The sequence below is a fragment of the Pseudomonas sp. 05N434 genome (assembly GCF_056396965.1).
This window is the reverse complement of the sequence record NZ_JBFTMK010000900.1, coordinates 1-1,161: the sequence shown is the minus strand read 5'-3', so window position 1 is coordinate 1,161 and position 1,161 is coordinate 1. Positions and strand designations below refer to the sequence as shown.

Here is a 1,161-nt window from a genome sequence, read left to right as displayed (position 1 = left end):
CTTTGTTGTCGACGCGGTAGGCGAAACTGAAGCCCACCCCCTGAAACAGCACCACGTCCGCCAGTTGCCGTGCGAGYTCACCGGCGCTGGCCAGTTTGGTCTTGGGCACATAGAGCATGTCGTCCGGTTGCAGGTAAGCAATCTGCGACGCGTCACCGGACAAGGCTTTCTCCACGTCGTAGTGCACAGCCTGCACCTGGTTGCCGTTGCGGCGCATGATCACCACCGAATCGAGCCGGGCCTTGATGCTGGTGCCACGGGCCAGGGTCAACGCTTCGAGCACCGAGACCGGGCGGCGAATCGGGTAGGAGCCCGGCTGCCCGACTTCACCCAGCACATAGATTTCGTTGCCCGACGTGGATTTGAGCATGACGTCGACTGTCATCCGTCCCGGCAATTGCGCGTAGCGTTGATTGAGGAACGTTTCGAGCTGGTTGACGGTCATGCCTTGCAGCGGCACGGAGCCGATTTCCGGAAAACTCGCATAGCCGTCGTTGCCCACGGTGATCTCCCGGCTCATGCCGGTAGCGGGGTGGTTCAAGGCGCTCTTGAGGTTTTGCTCGTTGCTCAGCGGGCTGGTGACCTGCACGGTCAACTGGTTGCGATTGGGCTGGAACAGGGATTTGCGGTTATAGGCGCGCTGGATTTCCTCCCGGGCCTGGACCGAGGTCATCCCGGCGATTTTCACTGAGGTGTTGGCCCCCGGCAGTTCGATGGTGCCATCGGGCAGCACCAGTTGCGTGCCGTTGAGCTGGCTGGCTGCGGTGAAGTTCAGCGCGACCTGGTCGCCGGACTGAATGCGGTAAGCCTCCGAGCCACTGGTGCTGACGTGGAAGATCACGTCCAGCACGTCCTTGGGCCGCAAGGTCTGTTCGACCTTGGGCATATCGGTGGCCTGGGCGTTGGCCGGCTCGGCCGTGAGGATCTGCACCGGCATGTTCTGGGTTTCACTGGTGCTGGAGCAACCTGCAAGCGGTAGCAACAGCAGGACAAGCACTTTGGCATTCATGACTTCATCCTTCAGGTGGGTGCTTACAGGTTTTTGTAGAGCCATTTGGGCATGTAGTACTTGCGCCGGTTGAAGACGCTGCCCACCAGTTTCGCGCCGGCCTGGGTCAGGCGCTGGGCCGCGGCCTGGGCCACTTCCCAGCGGGTGTCTTC

General features: G+C 61.6%; 1 protein-coding gene and 1 pseudogene. Both read right to left on the bottom strand.

Annotated elements, in window-relative coordinates:
• Positions 1–1,009: polysaccharide biosynthesis/export family protein (locus AC1DLB_RS30555; protein WP_477786348.1), on the bottom strand; the 1,009-nt coding region annotated here is incomplete at its 3' end.
• A 23-nt stretch (positions 1,010–1,032) separates the two neighbouring features.
• Positions 1,033–1,161, bottom strand: a pseudogene (locus AC1DLB_RS30550) (CpsD/CapB family tyrosine-protein kinase); the annotation flags it as partial.